Source organism: Nocardia sp. NPDC003183 (genome assembly GCF_053590715.1).
In genome coordinates this window covers 173,749-197,061 of the sequence record NZ_JBSFTG010000001.1, presented here as the reverse complement: position 1 = coordinate 197,061, position 23,313 = coordinate 173,749, and the positions used below count along the sequence as shown (strand labels likewise).

Here is a 23,313-nt window from a genome sequence, read left to right as displayed (position 1 = left end):
TGCTGACCACATCACTCGAAGTAGACCGCATAGTCGCCGAAAGGGACCTGGCCGGTCGGGCTCGCTGTGATGGCGTCGGCGACCTGCGGGGGTATGGGAGCCCAGTAGGCCGGCATCTCCGCCGCCAGGGCCGGGTTCAAGATATAGATCAGCGCGAAGTTCACAATCCACAGCGGCGGGGCCATCGACATGCCGACCTCGGAGCTCACGCCGCCCTTGGTGTTGGTCACCAGCTGCGCCGCGCCCGAAATCTGTTGTGCCGCGAAGCCGTAGGCAGCTTGCACCGTGTAGGCCGACCGGTAGAGCGCGACCAGAGTTCGCAACGCGCCGTTGTCGCGCAACCACGTTCCGACGTAACCGCCGGGCGCGAGCAAGGTGTTCACCTGCCTGGTCGGCGCGTCCACGTTGGCCGGGCTCTCCAACAGCCCACCGGGGTTCACATACAGTCCGTAGCTGGCCAGCACCGAGGGCGTGCGCTGCCCGTTGACCTCGGAATAGAGAGGGCGGCCGACCGTATTGGTGAGGATCTCGACGCAGGCGACGATCACCTCGGCCGCCTCGCGACTGCCGCCGACGCCACCGCCGGTGCTGAGGTCACGATACTGCTGCTCGGTCAGCGCGTCGGCTCTGCCGAGACCCACCTGACCGGCGATCGTGTCGGCCAATGCCTGACCGAGCGGCTGGTTGAGCTGCTCCGGACTCGTCATCAGCGGTGGTGCGACGTGTTCGTAGGCGGGCGCACCGGCGAAGGGGATCGCGAATCCGGTATCGGAGGTGTTTGCCATGGGTTGCCCTGAGACGGTCTGGGTAGCCGTCAAGGAGAGCAGGCACGCACCGATCAGTGCCAGAACCGAGATGACTCCGCGGCGGGCGGACGATCCGCGCCGATGCCCCGGGCTCGCTATCCGCGTGGTACCCATCGTCGACCTCTCAGAGCATTGTCGTAGGAGGTGGAACCCATTTCCAAGTCAGTCAAAGCCGTATCCGGCGCCCCTGTCAAGCCCCGCGCCGCGTCGCGAAGGACGCGCGCGCGTCCCCCTGATCGGATCGACGGACCAGCTCACTCACTCACGGAAATATGCCGTTGCGGATAAATTGCCGTTGAGACTGCTGGTGCTCGTTCGCTGCAGCCCTCCGCGGAAATTGAACATCGGTACTGTGCGTGTATGAAGCACGAGCCGTCCGGTTACGAACTCTCGTTGGCGCGCATCGCTCCCGTGCGGCGCTGGGACGATCGGGACAGGGCGCTGCACAGCAATTCCCCGATTGTCGACCGCTCGACCGCGGCGTTTCGAGAGGCCTACTACGCCGAGGACTCCCGGCGTGCGCGGCGAGCCCACGAGGAATTCGATGCGCGGAGTTGGGAATTCGTCATCGATCCGGCAATCGACGAGTGGGCGCGAGCATGGGTCGTCGGCGCACCGGCGGCGTTGCAGCTACGCCAGTCGACGTTTCCGGACTGGGCCGACCTGCTCGGTTTCCGCACCCCCGACTTCGAGATCGAATCGGCACTGGAAGCACTGATCAACCGTGCGGCGGCCAGCGGTCTGGTGCGCTCTCCCCACCCGGGCGTTCTCGCTACGGCCTACTCCAGTCGTCATCCCTACACCGAACTCACCGACGGAGTGGGCTATGGCTTCTATCCGGCGGACACCGAAGAACTGATCGTCCACGGGTCGGCCGCAGTGCGATACGAAGACTTCGACAGCAGGCCTGAACACGGTCCGGGTGCCGTCGTTGCCGCGATCCGAATGGTGATGGACACCTTCCAACAGCCTCGTCCTGGGCATATGCAGCCTGGGAGATTTTGGCAGCCTCCAGGTTGAGCAGGTCGGGGGGCACAAGATCCGTTCGTAACACCCGATCTCGACGACTGCGGGTCAGCTTGTCCCGGTTCGGCCGGGGGCGGCGGTGAGGCTGTGGACGAGCAGGTCGATGACGGCTCGCTTGCCCGCGTCGTCGCGCTGATGGGTCAGTAGGCCTTCGATGACGAAGGTCCCGATGGCGGTCATGGCGGCGAGGTCGGCTTCGGCGGCGCCTGCCCTGCGGAGGTCGTCGGCGAACAGGGCGTCAGCCAGCTGGTGGAACCCGGTGTGCCAGGTGCCGATGGCGGGAGAGGCCGGGGCGCGGGTGTGCACGGTGTTGACGAGCCCGTGTAGCCGTTCCAGCTGGTCGACCACCCACAGCAGCCGGTCGTTGAGCGGCAGGCCGTCGACCGACGCATAAGTCGCGAGCGCTTCGGCCAGGAGGCGATCCAGGACGGCGATGAGCAGCTCGTCCTTGTCTCGGAAGTACCAGTAGACCGTATTGACGGTGACTCCTGCGCTCTTGGCGATCTGCCCCATGGGCGCCGACTCGTAGCCGTCGTCGATGAACAGGCGCTGCGCGGCAGCGATGATCTCCGCGCGCTTCTCCTCGCGATCCTGCGGGCGTCGATTCCTGGGCACCCCATCACTTTATCTTGAATGGTCCTCAAGAACGCGCTACCTTCTTGAGGACCATTCAAGAAGTCGAGAGAAGTGGAGTTCCCTGTGGGCACCGAAGCCGTGACCGCGGAGCTGCGCCGCCTGAACACCAGCGGCCTGCGTGCCCTGTTCACCACCCTCGAAGCCCCCACCATCAGCGAGATCGACGGTGAATACACCGCCGCCCTGCTGGCGCAGCCGAACCTGTTCGCCGTGGCGACCGGAAAGGTGGCCGTGGCCAACCCGCTCGGTCCATGGCTGTGCAAGGCATTCCGGCCCGTCGACGAGAACAGCGGGCGCGGCTACAACACTTTCAGCGAGTTCGGCCGGGTCCGGCAGCGCTACCCGATGCGCACACTGTTGGCGCCGTCCCGCTACGACGGCGCTGCGGCCTACACGCTCATCTATCGCGCCTACACCTCGATGTGCGGGTCGCTCCATATGGTGGACGAGGTGCGGCGTGCCGCGCCCGGCGTCTATCTGGGCATGGGCACCTGGGGATTCACCGACGCTCAGCGCCGCGTACCCCGCCCCTTCCTGCTGACCGGCCCGGTCGGCTCCTACCGCGGCGACATCGGCAAAGCCCGCCATGACTTCACACCCGGTCCTCGCGAGCTGCCCGGCCCACCTGCCTGAACACCGCCCACCTGTCGGCCCCCATCCGAAACGAAGGACCCATGACCACCTCCCCCCGCACCGCCCTGATCACCGGCGCGTCCGCCGGCATCGGCGCGGCGTTTGCCCACCACCTGGCCGCCAGCGGCTACCAGCTGCTGCTCGTCGCCCGCCGCGCCGACCGGCTACAGGAGCTCGCCACGCAGCTGACCGAACGCCACGCGGTGCGCTGCGAGGTGTTCGCCGCCGATCTCACCGACCCCGCCGCACCCACCGCGATCCTCGACTACGCCACCCAGCAGGGCTTGGACGTCGACGTCCTGATCAACAATGCGGGCCTGTCGGGCAAGACCGCGTTCGCCGACACCCCGTGGGACGCCCTGGCCGCGGAGATCCAGCTGATGGTGACCGCCCCGACCGAACTCGCTCACCTGGTCATCCCCGGCATGAAGGAGCGCCGCTGGGGCCGGATCATCAACCTGTCCTCGGTCGCGGCGTTCGCCCCGCCCGGCGCCGGCCTGCTCTACACCGGCATCAAGTCCTACGTCCTCAACACCTCGCAAGCCCTCGACATGGAACTCGAGCCCCACGGCATCCATGTCACCGCGCTGTGCCCCGGCTTCACCCGCACCGAATTCCACGACGTCATGGGCACTCGCGACGCAGCCGACCAACTACCCCGGATCCTCTGGCAGCAGCCCGAAGCTGTCGTCACCGAAGGCTGGGCCGCGGTGATGAAAGGCAAACCCGTGTGCATCCCGGGCATCGTCAACAAGATTTCCGCCGTCGCCATGAAGCCCCTGCCCATCCGACTGGGCTACCTCGCCGGAAAGACCCTCAACCCCTTCAAGAACGGCTGAGCCCTCGCTCGCTCGTCGTGTTCAGCGGCGGCGTGGCCGCCCGGCCGATCTCGGAGCCCACCTGTACGGGCACTTCCACGCTGCCGCAGCCTGCTCAACGGTCTCGCCCGTCCTGCGAACGTAAAAGTAGCCGAGTGCATCGAATTTGCATCATTAGGTGCGTAAGCTGAAGGTTGTCCAACTCAGATTTCAGCTCGACCGGGCAGCCTCGCGGGTTGCCGGGTACGAGCGACACGATCGAGAGCGAGGGTGACCCCGATGTTCAGCTTCACTGCTAGGCGCGCCGCGGCCCTATTGGTAGGTGCGGGTGCGGTTTCACTGTCGGCTCTGGTCGGCGGCCCGACAGCGAATGCCGCGCCGGTCGCGGCCTGTCCGGCCCCCGGCGCTACCACGGCCCAGGCGGGCGAGGAGGGTGCGTCCTGCGCCGCGGAAAGCGAGACCATGGGGGCGGCCGCGGCATACGGACTCGACGGCAACGCCGACGCCGACGCCGCCCCCACCAGCCTGTCGCTCGCGATCGCGGCGAACGGCGGCGAGGCCGCCTCGGCATCGCAGTATCTGTCCGGACCGGCCGCGATCGCGGTGGGGCCGGGTGCACTGGCGGTTGTCACCGGCGTGCGGCCGGGACTGTCCATCGGCATCGCCGGACCCGGAGCCACGGTGACTGTCACCGGGACCTCGACACCCACCTGTGCGGGCGGGCCCGGATTCGCAGGCGACTTCCAGACCCTGCAGGGATGCGTGTCGATGGGCTGACGCCCCGATCCGGCAAGACCTTACAACGATCTTGCATTCCACCTGGCCGGCGGCGAGCTCGCCCGACCCTCGATGCGGAGGCGCTTCCCGCTCGAGCGGGAAGCGCCTTACCTCGGTCGGGTGCGATCAGGGGGCGAGCACGACGGTCTTCCCGGTCAGTCGACCGGCGCCCGCGTCCGCGTGTACCTCGGCCAGCTCTGCGACCGGGCGACGGTCGGCGACGTGGAGGCGGAGCTTGCCGGCGTCCACTTTGGCGACCAGCTCGCCCAGTTGGGCCCCGTCGCTACGAACCCAGAGACTCTCGCTGCGGACCCCGCGGGCGGTGTCTTCGGGAATGGGGCCTGCCGAGCTGACGGCGATCCCGCCGTCGGCGACATAGTTCGTCAACTGTGCGAGGTCCTCGGGGGAAACACGCACATGGTTCACCACCACCTGGAACGGACCACCCACCGCGTCCGGACCATCGGCAAGGCTGAGCGGGCCTTCAACCCGGACCGCGCCGTAGCCGCCGAGCCGGTCCGCGTGCTCCGGCGCGTCCACCGCGGTTACCCGCGCTCCCGCATCGACAGCGAGCTGCACCACCAGGCTGCCCACCGCACCCCCCGCCCCGTTGACCAGGACCGTCTGACCCAGCTTCAGCTCGGCGAGCTCGAACGCCAACTGCCAGGCGGCGAGGCCGGTCAGCGGCAGCGCCGCGGCGTCCGCCAACTCGATCGACTGCGGTGCCGCGGCCAGGGACTCGGCGGGAACCAGCGCGAATTCGGCTGCGCCGCCCGCGGAGTCGAGGGGCAACATCGCCACGACCCGGTCACCGACCGCCAGGCCCGTCACATCCGCGCCGAGTTCGACGACGGTGCCCGCCAGGTCGATGCCCGGCACATACGGCAGCACGATCGGGAGCATCTGCGCCAGATGCCCGGCGCGGATGTGATCGTCGACCGGGTTGAACGAAGTAGCGACGACCTGGACGAGTACCTGCCCCGGCGCGGGGACAGGACGTTCGATGTCTTCGTAGCGTAGGACTTCGCTGGCGCCGAACTCGTGGAAACGGATTGCCTTCATGGAACTGTCCTCCAGGGTGTGCGATCTCGTCGCCGCGGGATGAGGCGATCGAGCGGGAAGGGAAAGCCGAACCGGCTCAGGTCAGTTGGACCGAGCGGATGGAATTGCCCATGACCAGGCGGTCGATGGCGCTCACCGCACTGGCGGGGTCCGCAGCGGCACCGACAGTGAGCAGCAGCGGAACGAAGTGTTCGGCCGTCGGGTGGGCAACCGCGGCCCCGGGCGCCTTCCTCCGGTGATCAGCCAGCGCATCGACGTCGCCGCGGGCCAGAGCATCGACTGCCCACTCATCGAAAGCTGCTGTCTCGGCGACGAGCTCAGGATGGCGGAAGACGGCGAAGCTGTGTGTCATGAAGCCCGAGCCGAGCACGAGGATGCCTTCTTCGCGTAGGGGCCGCAGGCGTGCGCCGAGTTCGAGGAGCACGCGGGGATCGAGGCCGGGCATCGAGAGCTGTACGACCGGCACATCGGCAGCGGGGTACATGGCCATGAGCGGGATGAAGGCGCCGTGGTCCAAGCCGCGGTCAGCGAATTCGTGCACGGGCGCAGGGCCCAGCAGACCGGCGATTCGGCGGGCGAGGTCGGTGGCGTCCGGGGTCGCGTAGGGAAGGGTCTTGTAGTGGGGGTCGAAGCCGCTGAAATCGTAGTAGAGCGGAGTGCCTGCCACGGCCCCGGTGACCGCGGCTGGTGCTTGTTCCCAGTGGGCCGAAACAACAACGATGCCACGGGGTTTGGGCATCGACTGAGCCCAGGCGAAGAGGTCGCCGAGCCACTGCGGATCGTCGAGGGTGAACGGGGCACCGTGGCTGACGAACAGGCTCGGCAGCGGCCCGTCGGCCGGACTCCACAGGAGGTGTTCGCGCGCCTGTGGCATAACACGGGCGAGCAGCTCCGTGTAGGCGGCAGCAGGCTTGCCCGAAGCTCGGCCGTTCGCGGAGAGGCGGCTGGTTGTCATCAATATCAGCTCCTTAAGTTGCCCTGGAAAGTATTTTCACTTGCCTAGGCAAGTACCAACGTAGCGCACGATTACTTGCCCAGGCAAGTACGTGTTTCCTGGGCAAGTACGATGAGCGCATGAACACCCCGTCACCCTGGCTCGATGAGGACCAACAGGAGCTGTGGCAGGCGCTCCTCACGGTCGTCACCGCCCTCCCCGCAGCTCTCGACCGTCAGCTACAGCGCGACGCGGGCATCTCCAACTTCGAGTACGGGGTGCTGGCCAGGCTGTCGATGGCCGACGACGACACGATGCGCCTGAGCGACCTCGCCCGGGTCTGCGACAGCACCCAGCCCCGGCTGTCGAAAGCCATGGACCGCTTCGAAGCCCGCGACTGGGTCACCCGCCGACCCGACCCCAGCGACGGCCGATACACCTTCGCCACCCTCACCGACGGCGGCCGCCGCAAGCTCGCCGACAGCGCCCCGGAGCACGTGGCGCAGGTGAAGCGGCTCGTGTTCGATCCGCTGACCGCCGCTCAGCGCCGCAACCTCGGGACCGCGCTCACCCGCATCGCCGCCACCGTGCGCGGGGAACTCGAACGAGGCTGAGCCGCCTGGGGCCTCCCTCCCCCGCATCAACCCGCGACATCCCGAAGCAGACCGACGCCGAAGACCCGGGCCGCGGCTGCTCAGACGATCGCGGCCGAGGCCCTCGGTGAAATCGCCGACAGGAGAACCGTTTCCGGGCCATGTCGCGGACCGATCACCTACCAGGGGCGACCTCCTGTTCAGCTGAGCGCACGAAAGATCGAGGCTAGGCTTCGGTCACGACGGCACGATGTGATCGATCAGCAGGAAGAAACATCATGAAATTCGGTATTCTCTTCGCGAACACGGGGACGATGGGTGAGCCGGCAGCTGCGGCCGACCTTGCGAAGACGGCCGAGGGGTTGGGGTTCGAATCCTTGTGGGCCAGTCAGCACGTTGTCATTCCCTCCGGCTATACGTCACCCTGTCCATATACTCAGAACGGCCGAATGCCCGGCGGCGATGATATGTCGATCCCGGATCCGCTGGTATGGCTCGGCTATATCGCGGCGGCTACGGACACCATACGACTGGCCACCGGCACGATGATCGCTCCCCTGCTGAATCCAGTTGTACTGGCCAAGCAACTCGCCACGCTCGACCACCTCAGTGGCGGACGGGTCGAGTTCGGCATCGGACTGGGCTGGCTGAAGGAGGAGTTCGAAGCCGTCGGCGTACCCTTCGAGGATCGTGGTGCGCGCGCGGACGAATACATTTCAGCCATTCGAGCACTGTGGACACAGCCGGTCGCAAGCTATCACGGCAAGTACGTCGATTTCGACAAATGTATCCTGCGCCCACAGCCTGCCCAGAAGTCGATACCCGTTCATATCGGCGGCAATTCTGTCGCCTCGGCCAGGCGGGCGGGGAGTTATGGCGACGGATTCTTTCCGATGACCAGGGAAGCCGACACCCTGAAATCCCTGCTGATCGAGATGAGAAATGCCGCGGTAGCGGAAGACAGGGATCTGGACGATATCGAGGTCACCGTCAGCACAACCCTCATCGGAAAGAACTCCCTTGCAGAACTGGACACTCTGCGCAGCCTCGGCGTAAGTCGGGTATTAGTTCCCGCGGGGCTGTTCTGGGGCGACCCGGCAGCGGCGATGCAGCGGTACCAGACGGATGTCATGGCTCCCTTCAACGGCCGTTGACGCGTCCCCCGCCTATCGAGATCGCTTGGGCCACCGCACATCCACACGTTCGGACCTAGCCGTACGAGCAAGCCGATCACCAGGGTCGACGGCCGCAGAGACATACACCAACGGGCCCACCTACCGCCGGAACGTCGACTCGAACCATGGCGGCGGGCCGACCAGCGCGCTACGATTCAGGAAATCACGTCAAGGGGAGGATTCATCATGGCTCGGCTTCGGTTCGGGTACTTCATCGCACCTTTTCATCGCGCGGGTACGAACCCGACACTTGCGCTACAGCGCGACCTCGATTTCATCGAACATATCGACGCACTCGGCTACGACGAGGCGTGGCTGGGCGAGCATCACTCGGCGGGGAGCGAAATAATCGGTTCGCCGGAGATCTTCATCGCCGCTGCCGCACAACGAGCCAAGAGAATCCGATTCGCCACCGGCGTCATCTCCCTCTCGTACCACAACCCATTGTGGGTCGCCGACCGGCTGATGCTGCTCGACCATCTCACACACGGCCGGTTGATCGGCGGGTTCGGTCCGGGTTCACTTCCGACAGATGCCGGAATGATCGGTTTGAGCCAAACGGATACGCGCGAACTCCTCGAGACGAATCTCGACATCGTCGTCCGTCTGCTGGCCGGCGAAACCGTCAGCGCCAAAACGCCGACACACGAATTGTGCGACGCCCGATTGCAGCTGGCCCCCTATTCCGATGGCGGGATACCGCTGGCCGTCGCCGCAGTCTCCTCCCCCACCGGCGCGCGGCTGGCCGGAAAGCACGGGATCGGCCTGATCTCCATCGGCTCGACGCTGACATTGGAAAGCTTCAACGCCCTCCAGTACCACTGGGATATCGCCGAGAAACAGGCCGCAGCCTTCGGCACCCGGGTCGACCGAAAGAATTGGGCGCTGGCCGGGCCGTTCCATATCGCCGAGACCGACGAGCAGGCCCGCGAGGACGTCAAGTTCGGCATCGAGTCGTGGTTCCGCTATTTCCAGAAGGTGGCTGCCTTCCCCCACCTCACGGTGCCGGGGGAGAAACTCGACGAGATGATCGACATCATCAACAACCTCGGGGTGGGCGTCATCGGCACGCCGGAGCGCGCTCGGGCACAGGTTCAGCGACTGTGGGACCAGTCCGGTGGGTTCGGCTGCATGCTGCAGATGGCTCACGAATGGGCGAATCCCGCGGCCACCAAGCGCTCGGCTGAGCTCTTCGCCGACGAGGTGATGCCGCACTTCCAGGGCCAATCGCAGCCGACACTGGATGCTGCCGCCCGGGCGGCACAGGTGCGAGACGAACTCGCCCAGCAGCACCAGGAGGTCATCGATCAGATGACGAAGAAGTACCACGACGAAGCCGCTTCGTAGCCGGTCCGGTACACGACGGGTCACAGCAATCCTCTTGCAATGCGCGAAAGAAGGCCACAGGTGCCGCCTGAAGAAATAGAATTCGACCCTTTCTCGGAAGACTATTTCAACGGACCGTTCGAGACGTATCGCCGGTTGCGTGAAGACGCCCCGGTCTACTACAACGAGAAGTATGACTTCTATGCTCTGAGCCGCCATGTCGATGTCGCGGCCGGGCACAAGAATTTCGAGACGTATTCTTCGGCCGAGGGCGTAGACCTCGGAACCGTGCAATCGGGGGAACCCCCCATGCACAAGTCGATCATCACCATGGATCCGCCCGAGCATCGCCATATGCGCGGCCTCGTCAACAAGGTGTTCACCCCGCGTGCGATCGAGGAACTGCGCCCCTTGGCCACGGACTTGATCGATCGACATCTCCACGCCGCAGATCCTGCGAAATTCGATGTCGTTCAAGACTTCTCGGCGCTGTTCCCCATCGAGGTCATCACGACGATGCTCGGTGTCCCCGACGAGCGTCGTGGGCAGATTCGGCTGTGGCTCGACGACTTCCTGCACCGCGAGCCCGGCGCGGTGAAGATCTCGCAAGCCGGCCTCCAGGCAGCCCTGCAGATGCTGGTCGTCTACTACCAGGTGGTGAAGGAGCGCAGGGCCCGGCCGCGGAACGACATGATCAGCGATTTGGTGTCGGCTACGGTGCAGCGCGAAAACGGTGAGGTCACCGGCCTGGACAACACCGAAATCGCTCAGTTCGCCCTCGTTCTGGGCGGAGCGGGCGCGGTGACCGTGACGCGACTGGTGGCCAGCATGGTGGTGTTGTTCGCGCAGCACCCCGAACAGTGGGAGAAATTGCAGGCCGATCGCAGCAAGATCCCCGCGGCGGTCGAAGAGGTGCTCCGCTACGAATCACCGACTCAATACAATGTGCGTCGCTCACGCGAGGACGTCACGCTGCACGGCGTCACCATCCCCGCCGGAAAGCCGGTGTTCTTGCTGGTCGGCGCCGCCAATCGCGATCCCGACGCCTGGAAGGAGCCCGACGTCTTCGACATCGATCGCGACCGCACCCAGGCCCTGAATCTCGGATTCGGCTTCGGCATTCACACATGTCTGGGGGCGGCGCTGGCACGGATGGAAAGCGCTATCGCCTTGCAGAGATTGCTCGACTTCATGCCACGGTACGAGGTCGATTGGGATGGCTGCCAGCGGGTGAACATGCAGAATCTCGCGGGCTGGAACAATGTCCCGGTGCGCGTACTTCCGTAGATCCCGATCACCGACGCCGACCGCACGTCGGCGTGTCCACCCGCAAGCGAGTGAGGAGAAGTGCGAATGACGTCGAGCGAAGCCGGCTCCGAAGAACTTGTCGAACGATACCTGGAGATTATCGCCGACCACGACTACGAAACGTTCGGTGAGCTGCTGACGGATGACTGCGAGTTCACTCTCGTCCCGATCGGTCACACATGGAAGGGCCGGGAGGACGTCATCGGGGCGCTCACTGTCTCGGGCGGAACCGATTCGCACGACGGCGAGCCCACGGTGCGGATCACCAGCTGGTTCAGAAACGACGATCATGTCGTGGTCGAGTACGAGCGCAAGGCCGTTGTCCGTGGCGTCCGGCTGAACATCGACGGCTACTGCTGGATAGCACATATTCGCGACGGTCGTATCGATTCGATTCGCGAGTACATCAACCCGAGCAATCCGGGAATCGCCCTGCTCCTGAGCCTCGTCTTGAGGGCTTATCCGCGCCTCACCCGTCGCAAATCGAAGAAATAGCGCACGCTGGACGGGGGCTCCGCCTAGGCGGAGCCCCCGTCCAGGCGCACGTCAGCGCGGTTCAGGGGCGAAGTTCTGCACGGCACGCCCGGTGTCGGTTATCTGTTTCAAGATCGTCGACGGCCGAGCCAGGTCCGCGACCAAGAACTGCGAGGAGTTCTCCTCGTTCACGATGTCGTCGCCACGCCGATAGGGCGCAACGTCCGGACTGCCTGGACTGATGACGCCACACAGGTCGATGACGCTGTCCCGGAGTGCTTTTCCCTCCCGGTTGGTCAAGACCAGTCGCTGGTCCGGGCAGACGAAGGCGATCGCCGCCATCAGCCGAATATATGCCTGGTCGTCGACCTTTGTCCGGTTGCTCGATGCCATCGCGGGCCGGAGACGCGGCAGAGAGATATCGACGATCCCGCCGCGGCGGGCGAGATATGTCGCGTGGGAAACGAGTGCGATCATTTCCGATTCGATATCGTGCAGGCCGATCAAGGCACCCGGGTTCACATACTTGAACCCCGCGTCCAACCACCGGTCGAAGGACTGGATCCGCCGATCGTAGTCCGCTTTCGGGGCGCCGTCCTTACCTCCCATGAAGCGCTCGTAAGTATGGCGGTCGTACGTCTCCTGAAAGACACACATAGTCGCCGGTTCATCGCGGTCGATCCATTCACCGAGCGTTTCGATCTCGGCTGTGGTCATGCTGCCGATATTGAAATAGACGCGCTGAAACCCCATATCGAATGCCGTCCGGATCGCCCAGCCTATCCGAAAAGCGTTGACGAGCCGAGTGTATTCGTCTTCGTACTCGCCGGTCAGGAATCCGACGCCGGCCACACCCTCGTGTTCGAGCAGGATACGCAGCTGGTCCTCGATCTCGCGCTTCCCTGCGAGCTTCCGGATCATCCGCGTGTTGCTCTTCTTCATGCCACACATCTTGCATTCGGAATCACAGTGGTTCGTCGTGTACAGCGGAACGAACGTATGCAGCCGCGGTGACCGCTGGGCGATCCGCCGCTCGGCCGCGGTTCTCAATTCCTCTGTAGAGACGGAGGTGTCGCGAGTCAACGCCAGAGCCACCACAGCAGGGTCGTCGGGAAGATCGGCATCGATCTCGAGCCCCAATATTCCCCGCACGTCGATGTTCTTCGCCTTTTCCGCCGATCGGCTGAGCTCTGGAAGGTTGAATCTCCGGCCGATCTGAATATCGACAGTCATATATCTCCCCAATTCTGAATTCGTGATCGATCTCGAGTCCTACATCAATACGAGCGGCCGACCGTGAACTCCCCCACTCCCGACAACAACCGCCATGCGTCGGTATCGGTGTCCAGGACGGCGAGCGCGGCGAGCGCCAGCTGATGGTGTCGGCCTGCACATCGTTCGGTCCACTGCCTGCCCCCACAGTGCTCGATCAGGTGGATCGCCCGGGCGACTTGCGCCTGCGTGAGGTCGGTGGAGTTGTTCATCAAGGTGCGTAGCTCTGCGGCCTCCACCCCGCTCTGCCTCATCGCGGCGGAGAGCGGCATGGTCAGCTTCCGGCGGCGCACGTCGCCGCCGACATCCTTACCGGTGACAGCGGGATCGCCCCAGGTGCCGAGAATGTCGTCGATCGCCTGGAATGCGATACCCAGATACGTCCCGAAGTCCCGGAGCGCCGCTACCACGTCGGGTGCCCCGCCGCCGAGCAGCGCCCCGATCGAGGTCGAGCAGCCGATCAAGGCTGCGGTCTTCTTCTCCGACATCGCCAGAACGTCATCGACGCCCACATCGCGCCGCACCTGATAGGACAGATCGACCGCCTGGCCCTCGATCATTGTCGATGTCGCCGTCGCCAGCGCGAGGGCAGCTTCCGAGTTGCCGGTTCCGCCGAGGACGTCGAGGGCGCGCATCAGCAGGGCATCACCCGCCACGATGGTGGGTCCGACGCCGAACACAGTCCACGCGGCCGGCATATGCCGGCGTTCCCGGTCCAGGTCGACGATGTCGTCGTGCAGAAGCGAGAAATTGTGGACGAGCTCGACCGCCACCGCGCCGGGAACGGCGATTTCCGGCGTCGCACCCACCGCCTCGGCGGACAAGAGTGCCAGGCAGCCGCGGAGGCATTTGCCTGCGTCACCGTTCGCGGGTCTTCCGTCGGGATCTGTCCAGCCCAGGTGATAGGTGATGATCGGTCTGATCTCGTCGCTCAATTCCGCGACGGCCCGGCGCATACCGTCGTGGAGCAAAGCGCGGCGGTCGGCCAGTGCGGCGTGCAGGTCGGGCGCACGCGAGATCTGCGTGCCGGAGAAGGGAGTGGCGTTCATACGTATCAGTCCGATCAGATCGACAAACCCGACAGGCGCAGGCCGACCGACGGAGTCAGCGCTGTGCGATCGACCTTTCCCGAGGGCGATCTCGGTAATGTGTCCAGGATGCGGAATTGCGCCGGGAGCATGTAGTGCGGCAGCTGCGCCGACAGTTCGGAGCGCAATCCGCTGGCCGACAGCTCGGCGCCGTCCTCCGGAACCAGATAGGCGATCAGGCGCCCACCCGTGGTCGTCGCCTGCAGCGTCACTGCGCACTCCAGAATGTCCGGCCTGGCCGACAACAGCGCCTCGATCTCACCGGGCTCGACGCGGAATCCCCGAATCTTGATCTGCTGGTCGGCGCGACCGATGAACTCCAGCATTCCGTCGGCGCGATATCGAACGAGGTCCCGGGTGCGGCAGACGATCGCGTCCGGCTCCTCTGGCACCGGACTCGGAACGAAGCGTTCGCTGTTCAGCTCGGGCCGGTCGAGGTAGCCGGCCGCGATTCCGATTCCCGCCACGTACAGCTCACCCACCACACCGCGGGGGACGGGCTCGCCTGCCTCGTCCAGCACGTATACGCGAACGTTGGTGATCGGCTTTCCGATCGGCGGCGGACTGTCCCGCTCCGCCCCGGCAACGGTGGCCGAGGTGACGCGCACGCCTGCCGCGGCGTCGAAGGTCGAGGCCACGAGCGTCGTCTCCGTCGAGCCATAGCTCACCACAACCTCGAACGGCAGGTCGGCCCGCGGCCAGCGGCGGACTTGTTCACCGGCGACCACCATGTAGCGCAGCGCGCAGACGTCCGGCCAATCCAGCGACCACACACGTTCGGCGGCCGAACTCACCAGCAATGTGTGCGTTATCGCGTTCTCGATCAGCCAGTCCCGCAACCGTTTCGGATCCCTCGCGGCGTCGGCGGGTGCTGTGTACACGGTCGTGCCGTTGGCCAGGAAGGGGATCCACTCCATGAGCCCGACGGAGAATCCGGGCGAGGAGATCCAGGTGGCGCGAGCGGCGCGAGCGATGCCACAGGCGCGCGCGGTCCAGGCGATCATGTTGGACATCGCACCGTGCCGTTCCAGGACGGCCTTCGGTTTCCCGGTGGACCCCGAGGTGTAGAACACATGACAGATATCGTCCGGCTCCGGATTCAGCGGCGGAGCGCAATCCGCGGCCGAGCCGATGGTGGCGGCGTCGCCGTCGAGGCAGATGATCCTCAATCCGTGGACACCCGCCAACTGTGGTGTCATGGCGTCCGCGGTGACAACGGCCGTCGCCCCGGAGTCGTCGAGCATGAACGCGGTGCGTGAGTGTGGGTTCGCCGGATCCAGGGGTACCGCGGACGCGCCGCTGCGCAGAATCGCGAGCAGGCTGATGACGTTCGCCGCGGAACGCTCGAGCAGGATCGCCACTCGATCGCCCGGCCGAACACCCACGGCCCCAAGGTGATTGGCGAGGCGATTGGCAGCCCGGTCGAGTTCGCCGAACGTCACGGTTCCTGTCGGGTCGACGACTGCCGGGTGCCCTGGGTCGGCGGCGGCGAGCTCGGCGATCCTCCCCTGCAGCGTCCGGAACGGATCGGCGGGAGCAGCGGTGGCATTCCACTCGACGAGAAGGGTCTCGCGCTCTCGTGGGGCCAGGATCGGCAATCCGCTCACCGGGCGATCCGAATCCGCGAGCACGGCGGCGGCTAGCGTCGCGAAATGGCCCGCGATCAGCTCCGCGTCGGCGAAGGAGCACTGCTCGGGGTGGTAGACGAGTGCACCGCGATCGATGACCACGGTGAGGTCGGCGATGTCCGTGACACCGGAATCGGATACGTCGCATGACGATCCGAACGCCGCGGTGAAGGGTACGCGCTCCGCGTTTCGCGCGTCGGGCTGGACCAGCTCGAGGAGGCTCTCGGCCGGTATGGGACCGAGAAGTTCCGGCACCTGGCCGGATTCGGCGGTAAGTCTGCCGACCAGCTCGCGGAAGGCCGGCGAGCCGGCCAGGTCGATGCGATGTGCCAGCAGACCCTGCGCCGTTGCCTCGGCAACAAGAAAATCCGTCTCGCCGGTATACCTGTGAACGAGGGCCGCAAACAATGCCAGCCAGACAGGCCGATAAGACACCCCCATGTCAATTGCGAGATCCCGGATCGAGTCATCGGAAATATCCGGAATGGGCACCGTGGCACATACATTGTTCGGGGCAGGAGTTCGCCTCGAACCGTGCGCGCGATCGCCTGGTAACGCGAAGCTGAACGGGCTGTCCGCAACATATCGCCGCCATCGATCGATGGACATGATCGTGGCCGAATCGTCAGTTATGCCATTCACCGAACCACCTCCCCCTTCGACCCGAATACTAGCGGAACAGAACCGATTTCATCAACGAATCCGCCCAACAAACATCGTCACACCAGGTCGCGACCGGTACCGGCGAACGACTCACCGAAGACGGCAAGAACCGACTGTTGACAACCCCGACCCAGCTGTAGTCCTATGCAATAGCGACTGATCGGGGGGACCGGAGCACCCGGCATCCAGCTATTACACTGCAACAATTCGGGAAGAAACGGCGGAAGCATTGTGCGGGTTAATTACAGACCGTGGAATCGTCTTTCACGACCGACAGCCGATGATGACGGCACGGCGAACAAGGGAAGAACTCGAGACGTCGAAAGATTCGTCGGGCAATTCATATCCCGGCTGATCGGCGAAGAACTGGACGACAACTACGCGAGTCTGGCACTGGTGAATCTGGGGCTGGACTCCGTCGGCGCGATCGATTTGGGTGCGGCCATCGATCAGGAATATGGCGCCGAAATCGAACCGGCAGACATCAAACTCACGATGACGGTCGCACAGTTGGCGAAACTGATCCAACGACGCGCAGGCGGGGAGTAGACGGATGAAGCACGAGCGGTCACAGTCCACACCGATCGAATTGGGCGACGAGTACTACCGGAATCCACATGCCGCCTACGACAGGCTGCGCGACCTGGGGCCGGTACATTTCGTCAGGTTTCCCGACGGCCGCACCGGCTGGCTGGTCACCGGCTACGAGTCCGCGAAGGCAGCCTTCGCCGACACCACCATCAGCAAGGTGATCCAGTCTCCGGGTGCCCGGGCAGCACTCACCGATCACGGCGGCGACCAGCGAGTCAAGAGCGGTCTGTTCAGTGACATGATGGTCTTCTACGATCCGCCGCAACACACTCGGCTACGCAACCTCCTCACTGGGGCGTTCGCCGGACCGGCTGTCCGAAATCTGGCCCCGAGCGTCGAGAAGATCGCCGATTCCCTCCTCGCCGACATGGCCGCCGATTCGCGCGAGATTCACGACCTACTCGATTCCTACGCAATCCCCCTACCGACAATGGTCATATCATCCCTGCTCGGAGTGCCGCGCGGAGATCGCGACAAATTCCGCGCGTGGACGACCATCATCTTCTCCGGCGAGCATTCCACCGGGGACAAATTCGCGATCATGCAGGAGTTCGTCGTCTACATCAAACAGCTGATCGAGACGAAGATCTCCGCTCCGGGGACCGATCTGCTGTCGGAACTCGTCGCGGCCAGAAATGACGATGATCGGCTGACCGATCGGGAACTGGTCAGCATGGTGTTCATGCTCCTTGTCGCGGGGTTCGAGACGACAGCACACCTTATCGGCAACTCCATCGCAATCTTGCTCGCCGATGCCGATGTCCATCGGTCGTTGTGTGCCGACCCGGGTCGCATACCGGACTTTGTCGAAGAGGTTCTGCGCTATGAATCGTCGGCCTGCGAAGCTACATTCCGATATACGACCGTCCCTATCACCCTGGGCGGCATCGAGATCCCCGCTGGGGAACTCGTCATGGTGTCGATGGCTGCCGCCGATCGTGACCCACAGCGATTCCAGGATCCCCAACGCTTCGATATGAACCGCGCGCACAATAATCACATCGCCTTCGGGTACGGGATCCACAAATGTGTCGGTGCGCAATTGGCGCGCATGGAGGCGGTCATCGCGATCACGTTTCTACTGGACCGGTTTCCCGACATTCGACTCGCTGTCGGCGCGACCCTGTCATGGCGACGAAGCCTCCTCGTCCGCGGGCTGACAAACCTGCCACTCGTCCTTTCCCCAGGCTGATACCGCCCGCAACAGCGAGTCCGGCGCGCTCAAGACGTCATAATGACCGCCGGACAGCTCGATCATCCGGCAGGTATCGCTGTACCGCAGCCATCCGTCGAGTTGGTAACGCTCGATCTCGGCATCGCGGTCCCAATGTATTGCCGTGATCCCGCACCCGAGGCGGACCGGCGGGAACCGCCGGTATCCGCGAGTTGCTACAAGGTCATTGCGCAATACCGTCAGCGCGGCATCCACCAGCGCCGGGCGGGCTACCGCGCCGCGGCTGCGAATAACCTCCGACAGTTCGGCGCGGAGCCCGTCTTCGTCCAGATCGAGCAGGCGATCGAACGGGCAATCATGGGGAGCCACCTGACCCGAGACGAACAACATTTTCGGAGACGGCAGACCGAGCTCCTCGATCCTGACCACGGTTTCGAATGCCGGTAGCGCCCCGGAGCAATGGCCGAAAACAGCGAAAGGCACCGTCAGCCAGGGCTTCAGCGCCTCGGTCAGGTCTACCGCGAGTTGCTCGTAGGAACCGAAGTGCTGGTCACCGATCCGATTCTCCCTGCCGGGCAGCTGAATCGGGCAGATCTCGATACCTCCGATGCGCCGCGGCCATTGCGCGAACATCGAGGCACCGACCCCCGAATAGGGAAGGCAGAACAGTCGTGCCTTCGCCGCCGGATCCGGCGGGCGCAGCAACCAGCGCGCCCCGCCGGCGACTTTCGGAGTCGAACGCGTCACGCTTCGTCCCGCCTAGGAGTCCGGACCCGGAGGTGCGTTATGCCGTTGATGAAGGAGGACCGGAGCCGTCGCGGTTCGCCGTCGACTTCGACGGACTCGAACCGGCACAGGAACTGTTCGCACACGATGCGAAACGTCAGCCGGGCGAGCGGCGCGCCGATGCAATAGTGCGGGCCGTATCCGAACGCGATGTGGCGGTTCGGGCGCCGGGCGATATCGAAGGCGTGCGAGTTGGAGAACACCGTCTCGTCGCGGTTGGCGGACCCGATCCAGGCCACGACCGGCTCCCCGGTCGCTACGGTCCCGCCGCTCAGTTGCGTCGGTCGTGTCGCATAGCGCATGAAGTTGCTCGCTGCCGACGTCCAGCGAATCCCCTCCTCGACCAGACCGGGGACGAGTGCCGGGTCATCGTGGGCCGCTTGCCATGCGTCGGGGTTTCGCGCCAACGCGAGGACTGCACCGGAAACGGTATGCGGCGTCGTGGCGTTGGCGCCCAGCAGCAGGCTGTAAGTGTTGTACATGACCTCGACGTCCGACAGCGGCTGGGCGCCTGCCTGTATCGACATGAGATGGCCGAGTAGGTCGTCGTGTCCGACACTCGCGCGCCGACACCGGATGAGCTCGGTGAAGTAGGAGAAGATCTGATGGTGCGCGACGGTCAGCGTCGCGGTTCGGGCACCGATCGCGAAATTCGGGTCCTCGGGTGCCGCGGCCATGGCAGCCAGGCGGATCAGGTCGTCCCAGTCCGATTCCGGTACGCCGAGTAGCCGGCCTGCGACCACCATCGGCAGCCGGAGCGCGCGCTCGGCAAGGTCCCATGGTCGGTCGTGGGGCACGTCGGCGAAAACGCGGTCGACGGCGTAAAGGATCTCGGATTCCATCGCGTTCGTCGCCCCCGCGCTCAGCCGCTTGGCGAGCGGTCGACGCACCTCGGTGTGGCGGGGCGGGTCGCAGGAGGTCATGAGCAGGCCGGACGCGATGTCGTCGTGTCCGAGTTGCGTGATGACGGTGCCGCGTTCGGAGGTGAATGCGTCATGGTCGCCGAGCACCCTGCACACGTCGTCATATCGTGTGACGGAGCAGAACGAACGCCCCGGGGCATACTCCTGTCGGTGCAGCCGGGCGTGCTCCCTCATGTACGTCCATACGGCATGCGGGTCACCGGCGTGAAAGCCGGCATCGAGGAGGTCGACTGCGGCGAGGCCGGCCCCGTCACGAATGACACCGGCGGGCATCACGGTGTGCCGATCGTCTGATGGATCCTCGCGGCCAGCGCCGCCGGCGTCGGTTGCAGGTAGAACTCGACGGGTGAGATCTCGACATGGTGCCTGCGGTCGATGTCGTCGAGGATCTTCATGCCGACGAGCGAGTGTCCGCCCAGACTGAAGAAATCGTCGTCCACGCCTATTCCGGAGATTCCGAGGTGCTCTGCCCAGATGTCGACCACGTCCTGCTCCGTCGAGGTGAGTGGCGGTCGTGTCGCGAGACGGCTGACAACGGCGGCGACAACATCAGCCTCCTCGGCGACGAGGTAGTGATGCCCGCCAGGAAACGTTCGGACCTCGATGTCTTTTGTCGTGGCCGCGGTCCACGCATGAAGATCGGCCACGGGGCAGGTCTGATCCTCTTGTCCGCCCAAGGCGACGAAGGCCGCCTGTAGGGGCGTCAGCGTCGTTGGACGATAGGCATCGAGCAGCCGCAGATCCGAGCGCAGTGGCGGGAGGATGAGGGGCCACAGTTTCGGGTTGCGGTAGACGTCGTCGTCTCCACCGCCGAGCCGCCGCATCGCGGCGACAAGATCTTCGTCGTCGAGGCGATGGTCGTCTTCGCCATGGCGCTGATGCGGTGCGGTTCGTCCCGACACGAAGACGGTGTCGACGATGAATCCGAGATCGCGCTCGAGTCGCAGGGCCACCTCGTAGGCGATCGCGGATCCCATGCTGTGCCCGAACATCGCCATCGGAAGGTCGGTCAGCTCGGTCAGCTCGGATGCCAGCGCGTCGGCCATCGCGTCCATGTCCTCGAGACATCGCTCGGCGATGCGATCCTGTCGGCCCGGATACTGAACGACGATGGTCTCGACGCCGGCGGGCATTCTCCGCGGCCACCCTCTGAAGGCGTGAGAAGTACCGCCCGCGTGCGGAAAACAGATCAGGCGCTCTGTCGGTGCGCCATGGGGCGCGCAGTAGCGCCTGAGCCAGGTCTCCATGCTGTGCTCACCCTTCTTCCCGGGCGCGGACAGCCGCTCGCTGCCGTGCGCACCGACCACCGAAACAAGGATCGCCATGGCTTGTCGACATCATCGAGAATCCCCCCTCATGATCGCCCCCGACACCCGAATGCTAGCGCCCCGGAACGACTTTCATCAACGGTTCACCAGAATGAACATCGTCGCGCCAGGTCGGGACCGGTGCCGGCACCCGACCGAACGGCCGACCGGTGCGAGCTGTTGACAACCCCGACCCCGAGGACAGACCATATCGCTGGACACACCTTGCTCCTCGGTCATAAGGAAAGTGCCGTTGATTACAGAGGCCGTACGCGGTATCTGGGCTCGCGAGCTGAGGTTCACCGAATTCTCCGACGATGACGACTTCTTCGTTCTCGGCGGCGATTCGCTGACCATGGCCAGGATCCAGGAAGCTTTCATCGATCATTTCGACATAGAGGTACCGATGGACGAATTGTTCCGGCGGGCGACCGTCCGATCGATAAGCGCGCACCTGACTTCGCTACACCCGTACGCGCAGGTGAATTATCGCCTCGCCGAGACCCTTCGGGCCACCGACGAACAGTTCGCCTCGTCCGCACCGTCGGCAGAGGTGAGTGCGGCCGCCGGTGATCCGAGCTCGAGCGCCGCGCAGATGATCGAGGTATACCTCCGCGGCTACGCGGACCGCCCCGCCTTGGGGCACCGACGATCCGACTCGTTCGATGTCATCACTTATCGGCAATTTCATTCTTTGATCAACTGTCTACGAGCCCGGTGGTCCGCTCCGGACGGTGGCGAATTGACCGCAGGCGATTTCGTCGCCACGCTCGGATTCACCAGTGCCGACTATGCCGTCGTCGATCTGGCATGCACACTCTCCGGACTTGTCACGGTGCCGTTGCACAATACGTTCGACGCTCATCAGATCGTTCCGATCCTTCGGGAGACAGCACCCAGATTGCTCGCGGTCAGCGTTGAATCCCTGCCCGTGGCGATCGCGGCACTCGCCGAGGATTCGGCGGTAGAGCGTGTCGTCGTCTTCGACTACGTCCCGGACGACGACAAGCATCGGTCATTGCTCGGACGTGCTCGAACACGCCTGTCCACGGTACGGCCGGAGCTGACGCTGACCCCACTACCGGACGAGATCGCCGCCGGGAAGAAGCACGCGCCACCGCCGGTGTATGTGCCCGAAGACGAAGACACCTTGGCCACGATCATCTACACCTCCGGAAGCACCGGCACGCCGAAGGGTGCGATGTTTCCGACGAGCTGGATCAAACACTACTGGCAACGATCCGTCGGCCGCCCGGACCCGACCGTCCCCGCCCTGCATCTGCAGAATCTGCCACTGAGCTTTCTCGGCGGGCGGCAATGGCTGGCATCGACCCTGTCCAACGGTGGCACAGGGTATTTCACCGCTGGTAGCGACAATTCCACGTTCCTGGAGGATCTCACGCTGGTACGTCCGACAGAATTGGTAATGGTCCCCAAGCTGTGCGGCGAAATCTTCCGGCTGTTCCAGAGCGAGGAGAGCCGGCTCCTGGAACTCGGAATCGACCAGGCGGCTGCGACCGCGGCGGCGATGCAGACGATCCGTGTCGATGTACTCGGGGGCCGCGTTGTCACAGCATGCTGTGGGGGCGCGCCGCTTTCGACGACGATCCGGGACTTCGTACAGTCGTGCCTCGGAATCCAGGTCGTCGACGGTTACGGGTCGACGGAAGCCGGGACCACGGTGACGGAGAACGGCTGGATACTGCAGCCGCCGGTGGTCGACTACAAGCTCGTCGACGTACCGGAGAGCGGCTACACGAATGCGGATCGACCGCATCCCCGCGGCGAACTGTACATAAAGTCCATCTGCGCTTTCAGCGGATACTACAAGCGCCCGGAGGACACTGCCGACGTTTTCGACGCCGATGGCTTCTACAAGACGGGCGATATCATGGCAGAAGTGGCGCCCGGCCGCCTCTCCTACATCGATCGAGCGTCGAATATCCTCAAGCTCGCGGCCGTGGGTTTCGTGTCGGTGTCCAAGCTGGAGGCGATGTACTCCGGCACTCCCGAATTACGCCAGATCTACATCTACGGCAACAGCGCACAGCCGTTCTTGCTCGCAGTGGTCGTGCCGAATCAGGATCTCGTCGACCCCGAGAACGGCAAGGAAAAGCTCTTTGCCGCACTCCGGCAAGTCGCAACGGACAATGCACTCGCCTCCTACGAAATTCCTCGTGATTTCATCGTCGAGCAGCAGGAGTTCACCCGAACGAACGGACTGCTGTCGAGTTCGGGGAAACTGCTGCGCCCGGCTCTGAAGGAACGGTACGAGAGTCGTCTCGAGTCTTTGTACAACGATCTGTGAGGGGT

At 64.6% G+C, this 23,313-nt stretch carries 22 protein-coding genes and 1 pseudogene; 13 read left to right on the top strand and 10 right to left on the bottom strand.

Annotation, left to right across the window (positions count from 1 at the left end; all coding sequences use genetic code 11):
* Nucleotides 1-11 precede the first annotated feature (11 nt).
* A complete protein-coding gene (locus ACWDXS_RS00825) occupies nt 12-920 on the bottom strand; it encodes a hypothetical protein (protein ID WP_449960617.1) in 909 nt (302 codons plus the stop codon).
* Between the two features lie 246 nt (nt 921-1,166).
* On the opposite strand from ACWDXS_RS00825, the gene ACWDXS_RS00820 reads away from it, so the two are divergent.
* Entirely contained in the window at nt 1,167-1,826 is a 660-nt protein-coding gene (locus ACWDXS_RS00820) for a hypothetical protein (protein ID WP_449960614.1), read from the top strand.
* Between the two features lie 54 nt (nt 1,827-1,880).
* Here the strand turns inward: ACWDXS_RS00820 and ACWDXS_RS00815 are convergent, their stop codons facing one another.
* Entirely contained in the window at nt 1,881-2,447 is a 567-nt protein-coding gene (locus ACWDXS_RS00815; protein ID WP_449960611.1) for a TetR/AcrR family transcriptional regulator, read from the bottom strand.
* Nucleotides 2,448-2,531: 84 nt separating this feature from the next.
* Between ACWDXS_RS00815 and ACWDXS_RS00810 the strand changes: the two genes are divergently transcribed.
* From ACWDXS_RS00810 to ACWDXS_RS00800, 3 genes are all read left to right on the top strand, one after another.
* Complete coding sequence (locus ACWDXS_RS00810) at nt 2,532-3,101, top strand: hypothetical protein (protein ID WP_449960608.1); 570 nt, start codon at nt 2,532-2,534, stop codon at nt 3,099-3,101.
* A gap of 41 nt (nt 3,102-3,142) precedes the next feature.
* On the top strand, nt 3,143-3,940 hold the full coding sequence (locus ACWDXS_RS00805) for an SDR family NAD(P)-dependent oxidoreductase (RefSeq protein WP_449960605.1): 798 nt from the start codon (nt 3,143-3,145) through the stop codon (nt 3,938-3,940).
* A 258-nt stretch (nt 3,941-4,198) separates the two neighbouring features.
* Entirely contained in the window at nt 4,199-4,696 is a 498-nt protein-coding gene (locus ACWDXS_RS00800) for a DUF6764 family protein (protein ID WP_449960602.1), read from the top strand.
* Nucleotides 4,697-4,822: 126 nt separating this feature from the next.
* On the opposite strand, the gene ACWDXS_RS00795 is transcribed toward ACWDXS_RS00800, so the two are convergent.
* Together ACWDXS_RS00795 and ACWDXS_RS00790 are read right to left on the bottom strand one after the other, a co-directional pair.
* Nucleotides 4,823-5,758 carry an NADP-dependent oxidoreductase gene (locus ACWDXS_RS00795; protein WP_449960599.1) on the bottom strand — a complete coding sequence of 312 codons (936 nt, stop codon included), beginning with the start codon at nt 5,756-5,758 and terminating at the stop codon, nt 4,823-4,825.
* 76 nt (nt 5,759-5,834) lie between these two features.
* Nucleotides 5,835-6,713 carry a dioxygenase family protein gene (locus ACWDXS_RS00790; RefSeq protein ID WP_449960596.1) on the bottom strand — a complete coding sequence of 293 codons (879 nt, stop codon included), beginning with the start codon at nt 6,711-6,713 and terminating at the stop codon, nt 5,835-5,837.
* Nucleotides 6,714-6,832: 119 nt separating this feature from the next.
* On the opposite strand from ACWDXS_RS00790, the gene ACWDXS_RS00785 reads away from it, so the two are divergent.
* The 5 genes from ACWDXS_RS00785 (at nt 6,833) to ACWDXS_RS00765 (ending at nt 11,589) form a co-directional block, all read left to right on the top strand.
* Nucleotides 6,833-7,306 (top strand): MarR family winged helix-turn-helix transcriptional regulator, encoded by a 474-nt coding sequence (locus ACWDXS_RS00785; RefSeq protein ID WP_387446782.1) that lies wholly within the window; start codon nt 6,833-6,835, stop codon nt 7,304-7,306.
* 257 nt (nt 7,307-7,563) lie between these two features.
* Nucleotides 7,564-8,439, top strand: a complete 876-nt coding sequence (locus tag ACWDXS_RS00780) for an LLM class F420-dependent oxidoreductase (protein WP_387446781.1) — start codon at nt 7,564-7,566, stop codon at nt 8,437-8,439.
* Nucleotides 8,440-8,646: 207 nt separating this feature from the next.
* Nucleotides 8,647-9,807 carry an LLM class flavin-dependent oxidoreductase gene (locus ACWDXS_RS00775; RefSeq protein WP_378989596.1) on the top strand — a complete coding sequence of 387 codons (1,161 nt, stop codon included), beginning with the start codon at nt 8,647-8,649 and terminating at the stop codon, nt 9,805-9,807.
* A gap of 39 nt (nt 9,808-9,846) precedes the next feature.
* Complete coding sequence (locus ACWDXS_RS00770; RefSeq protein WP_387446780.1) at nt 9,847-11,073, top strand: cytochrome P450; 1,227 nt, start codon at nt 9,847-9,849, stop codon at nt 11,071-11,073.
* 66 nt (nt 11,074-11,139) lie between these two features.
* On the top strand, nt 11,140-11,589 hold the full coding sequence (locus ACWDXS_RS00765) for a nuclear transport factor 2 family protein (protein WP_387446779.1): 450 nt from the start codon (nt 11,140-11,142) through the stop codon (nt 11,587-11,589).
* Nucleotides 11,590-11,640: 51 nt separating this feature from the next.
* On the opposite strand, the gene nocL is transcribed toward ACWDXS_RS00765, so the two are convergent.
* The 3 genes from nocL to ACWDXS_RS00750 are packed head-to-tail and all read right to left on the bottom strand — an operon-like array spanning nt 11,641 to nt 15,991.
* The gene (gene nocL / locus ACWDXS_RS00760; protein ID WP_378989591.1) at nt 11,641-12,801 is read right to left on the bottom strand and encodes a 3-methyl-2-indolic acid synthase; all 1,161 of its coding nucleotides are present in this window, start codon (nt 12,799-12,801) and stop codon (nt 11,641-11,643) included.
* Between the two features lie 44 nt (nt 12,802-12,845).
* The gene (locus ACWDXS_RS00755) at nt 12,846-13,889 is read right to left on the bottom strand and encodes a polyprenyl synthetase family protein (RefSeq protein ID WP_378989590.1); all 1,044 of its coding nucleotides are present in this window, start codon (nt 13,887-13,889) and stop codon (nt 12,846-12,848) included.
* Nucleotides 13,890-13,903: 14 nt separating this feature from the next.
* A complete protein-coding gene (locus ACWDXS_RS00750) occupies nt 13,904-15,991 on the bottom strand; it encodes a non-ribosomal peptide synthetase (RefSeq protein ID WP_449960587.1) in 2,088 nt (695 codons plus the stop codon).
* A gap of 459 nt (nt 15,992-16,450) precedes the next feature.
* Between ACWDXS_RS00750 and ACWDXS_RS00745 the strand changes: the two genes are divergently transcribed.
* On the top strand, nt 16,451-16,768 hold the full coding sequence (locus tag ACWDXS_RS00745; RefSeq protein ID WP_387446776.1) for an acyl carrier protein: 318 nt from the start codon (nt 16,451-16,453) through the stop codon (nt 16,766-16,768).
* A gap of 280 nt (nt 16,769-17,048) precedes the next feature.
* The gene (locus ACWDXS_RS00740; RefSeq protein ID WP_449960584.1) at nt 17,049-18,002 is read left to right on the top strand and encodes a cytochrome P450 family protein; all 954 of its coding nucleotides are present in this window, start codon (nt 17,049-17,051) and stop codon (nt 18,000-18,002) included.
* Here the strand turns inward: ACWDXS_RS00740 and ACWDXS_RS00735 are convergent.
* From ACWDXS_RS00735 to ACWDXS_RS00725, 3 genes are all read right to left on the bottom strand, one after another.
* Nucleotides 17,937-18,689 (bottom strand): thioesterase II family protein, encoded by a 753-nt coding sequence (locus ACWDXS_RS00735; protein WP_449960581.1) that lies wholly within the window; start codon nt 18,687-18,689, stop codon nt 17,937-17,939. The genes ACWDXS_RS00740 and ACWDXS_RS00735 overlap by 66 nt on opposite strands.
* A 38-nt stretch (nt 18,690-18,727) precedes the next feature.
* Complete coding sequence (locus tag ACWDXS_RS00730) at nt 18,728-19,789, bottom strand: cytochrome P450 (RefSeq protein WP_449960578.1); 1,062 nt, start codon at nt 19,787-19,789, stop codon at nt 18,728-18,730.
* 176 nt (nt 19,790-19,965) lie between these two features.
* The gene (locus tag ACWDXS_RS00725) at nt 19,966-21,018 is read right to left on the bottom strand and encodes an alpha/beta fold hydrolase (RefSeq protein WP_449960575.1); all 1,053 of its coding nucleotides are present in this window, start codon (nt 21,016-21,018) and stop codon (nt 19,966-19,968) included.
* 229 nt (nt 21,019-21,247) lie between these two features.
* Here ACWDXS_RS00725 and ACWDXS_RS00720 point away from each other — a divergent pair.
* Nucleotides 21,248-21,445 (top strand): annotated as a pseudogene (locus ACWDXS_RS00720) (acyl carrier protein); the annotation flags it as partial.
* Nucleotides 21,446-21,553: 108 nt separating this feature from the next.
* Entirely contained in the window at nt 21,554-23,308 is a 1,755-nt protein-coding gene (locus ACWDXS_RS00715; protein WP_449963356.1) for an AMP-binding protein, read from the top strand.
* Nucleotides 23,309-23,313: the final 5 nt, after the last annotated feature.